Annotated in this window: 3 protein-coding genes; 1 reads left to right on the plus strand and 2 read right to left on the minus strand. The window is 65.0% G+C overall.

Going from position 1 to position 3,440, the window contains the following annotated elements; all coding sequences use genetic code 11:
* Together G7A99_RS16950 and cyoA are read right to left on the minus strand one after the other, a co-directional pair.
* The coding region (locus G7A99_RS16950) for a cbb3-type cytochrome c oxidase subunit I (RefSeq protein WP_163142332.1) at positions 1-1,436 on the minus strand (1,436 nt) is incomplete at its 3' end.
* 20 nt (positions 1,437-1,456) lie between these two features.
* A complete protein-coding gene (gene cyoA, locus G7A99_RS16955) occupies positions 1,457-2,410 on the minus strand; it encodes a ubiquinol oxidase subunit II (protein WP_240466324.1) in 954 nt (317 codons plus the stop codon).
* A gap of 251 nt (positions 2,411-2,661) precedes the next feature.
* Between cyoA and G7A99_RS16960 the strand changes: the two genes are divergently transcribed.
* On the plus strand, positions 2,662-3,440 hold a 779-nt coding region (locus G7A99_RS16960), incomplete at its 3' end, for an MFS transporter (protein ID WP_163142338.1).

The raw sequence follows: 3,440 nt of genomic DNA on the forward strand, positions 1-3,440 counted from the left end.
GTGAACGCGACCCAGTAGCCCACCAGCCAGCACCAGAACGAGACCTTGCCCCAGAACGGGTCGAGACGGAATCCGAACGCCTTGGGGAACCAGAAGTTCATCCCGGCGAAGGCGCCGAACACCACGCCGCCGATGATCACGTTGTGGAAGTGTGCCACCAGGAACAGGCTGTTGTGGAGCACGAAGTCCGCCGGTGCCACCGAGAGCATGACGCCGGTCATGCCGCCGATCACGAAGGTGAACAGGAAGGCGAGCGACCACAGCATGGGCACCTCGAAGCGGATGCGCCCCCGGTACATGGTGAACAGCCAGTTGAAGATCTTCACGCCCGTGGGGATGGAGATGATCATGGTCGTGATCGCGAAGAACGAGTTCACGTCCGCCCCCGAGCCCATGGTGAAGAAGTGGTGCAGCCACACCAGGTACGAGAGCAGGGTGATGGCCGCGGTCGCGTAGACCATGGACGAGTAGCCGAACAGCCGCTTGCCCGAGAACGTGGAGATGACCTCGGAGAATACCCCGAACATCGGCAGGATCAGGATGTACACCTCCGGGTGGCCCCAGATCCAGATCAGGTTGGTGTACATCATCGCCTCGCCGCCGGCACTGTTGGTGAAGAAATGCATGCCGAGGTAGCGGTCCAGCGACAGCAGCCCGAGGGTCGCGGTCAGGATCGGGAACGCGGCGACGATGAGGATGTTGGTGCACAGCGCCGTCCAGGTGAACACGGGCATCTTCATCATGGTCATGCCCGGCGCACGCATCTTCACGATGGTCACCACGAAGTTGATGCCGGAGAGCAGTGTGCCGACGCCGGCGATCTGCAGCCCCCATATGTAGTAGTCCACGCCCACACCCGGACTGTAGGCCGCCTCCGACAGCGGCGCCATCGCCAGCCAGCCGGCGCGTGAGAAGCTGCCGATGAACAGCGAGACCATGATCAGCATGGCCCCGGAGGCGGTCATCCAGAAGCTGAAGTTGTTCAGGAACGGGAAGGCGACGTCGCGCCCGCCGATCTGCATGGGCACGACATAGTTCATCAGGCCCACCACCAGGGGCATGGCCACGAAGAAGATCATGATCGTGCCGTGGGCGGTGAAGATCTGGTTGTAGTGCTCCGGCGGCAGGAAGCCCATGTTGCCGCCGAACGCCATGGCCTGCTGCAGACGCATCAGGATGGCGTCGGAGAAGCCGCGCAGCAGCATGATGACCGCCAGCACCAGGTACATGATGCCGATCTTCTTGTGGTCGACGCTGGTGAACCATTCGCGCCAGAGATAGCCCCACCAGCCGGCGGCGGTAATGGTGCCGAGCACCGCGACGGTGAGCACCGCCACCACCACGCCGGTCCAGAAGATCAGCGGGACGTCGTAGGGGATGGCGTCGAGCGTGAGTTTGCCGAGCAGAACGTGCATCAGCGCGGAACCGTGTTCCATCGGGCTGCCTCTCGAATTCGTTACTTCGCGTCGGCGCGGGCGAGCGCCTCCACGGACACCGCAGTCGCGGCCTCCTGCGCGCCCGCAGGTTCATCGTCCGGCCCCGTCGCCCTGGTGCAGGGGGTGTCCGGGTCGACACAGCGATGGACGATGTCCCGGTAGAGGTGATCCGCGTAGTCCGAGTAGTAGTGGACGGGCTCGTCGCGGGTGGGCTCCTGCAGGGCCATGTAACCGGTGCGGTCGAGCTCGTCGCCCTGGGAACGGACCCTCTCGATCCACTGCCTGAAGCCCTTGTCCGTCATGCCCTTGAAGCGGAAACGCATGTCGGTGAAGCCCTCGCCGCTGATGTTGGCGGAGAAGCCCTTGTAGTCGCCGACCTCGTTGATCACCGCGTTCAGCTCCGTCTGCATGCCGGCCATGGTGTAGATCTGACCGGCCAGGGCGGGGATGTAGAAGGAGTTCATGACCGTGTCCGAGGTCAGCCTGAACTCGATCGGCCGGTCGACGGGGGCGGCGAGCTGATTCACGGTCGCGATCCCGTAATCCGGATAGAAGAACAGCCATTTCCAGTCCATGGAGACCACCTGGACGTGGAGCGGCTCCGTCTCCCCGGCCGCCGCGGTCTGCTCCACCGGGCGGTACGGGTCGAGCTTGTGCGTGCCGATCCAGGTCAGCGCCCCCAGGGCGATGATGATCAGCAGCGGCGCCGACCAGATCACCAGCTCCAGGGTGATGGAGTGCTCCCAGTCAGGCTGGTAGTCCGCCTCCCGGTTGGAATGGCGGTAGCGGTAGGCGATGACCGCGGTCAGCACCATCACCGGTACGATGATCAGCAGCATGAGCACGGTGGAGGCGATCAGCAGGTTGCGCTCGCCCATGGCCACCTGGCCGGCGGGATCGAGCACCACCATCTGACAGCCGCCCAGGCTCACGAGGAGGAGGGCGAGTAACGGGATGCGGAGCGGTTTCAGCATGCGTGCATCGAAGTTGGAATGGTTCAATCGTGAAAGGGAGGCTACCGGCGAGCGCCGGGGATGGCGATTGGACAATTTGTCCTATGGTTTCGGCCCGGTACCCGTGCAAGGCTTGATCGATCTCATGGAAACACCGCCCCAATCGCGCCTACGCAGCGCCCGGTCGGCGGTGTGATGGACGCACGGCCCGCGCCCGCCAAGGGCGTCGGGCACGGCGGTGACACCCGCGCAGAGACGATTCGGACGGACCAATGTCGAGCTCCCACGCAAACCCGGCCATGTCTTCCCCGGGCGGTCCGGCGGCCGGTGCCGCCGATACGCACGCCGTCAGGACGGGCGAGATCGCCATCGGTGTGATCATCGGGCGGATCTCCGAGTTCTTCGACTTCTTCGTCTTCGGGATCGCCTGCGTGCTGGTCTTCCCGGCGGCGTTTTTCCCCTTCACCGACCATGTGAACGGGATGTTCTGTGCGTTCGCGATCTTCTCGCTGGCGTTCATCGGCCGGCCGCTGGGCTCGGTGCTGTTCATGCGGCTGCACGACTGGTACGGCCGCGGCGCCAAGCTGACCGTGGCGCTGTTCATGCTGGGCACGACCACCGCCGGGATCGCCTTCGTCCCCGATTACGGCGCGATCGGGGCGTCATCGATCGTGCTTCTGGCGGTCCTTCGGCTGCTCCAGGGAATGGCCACCGGCGGTAGCTGGGACGGGCTGCCGTCGCTGCTCGCCATGAACGCACCCAGCAACCGGCGGGGCTGGTTCCAGATGATCCCGCAGCTCGGGGCCCCCATCGGCTTCATCGTGGCGGCGGCGCTGTTCGCCTACCTGCAGATGAGCCTGTCGGACACGGATTTCCTGGAGTGGGGCTGGCGTTACCCGTTCTACGTGGCCTTCGCCATCAACGTGGTGGCGCTGTTCGCACGTCTGCGCCTGGTGGTGACGCCGCAGTTCGCCAGCCTGCTCAGGACCCGGGAGCTGGAGCCCTCGCCGGTCGGCGAGCTCGTGCGCACCCAGGGCCGCAACATCGGCCT

This window comes from Arhodomonas sp. KWT, from assembly GCF_010993615.1.

Bases quoted from the DNA above. Each gene is read 5' to 3' on its own strand.
- cyoA (WP_240466324.1), bottom strand. From the start codon at position 2,410: ATGCTGAAACCGCTCCGCATCCCGTTACTCGCCCTCCTCCTCGTGAGC.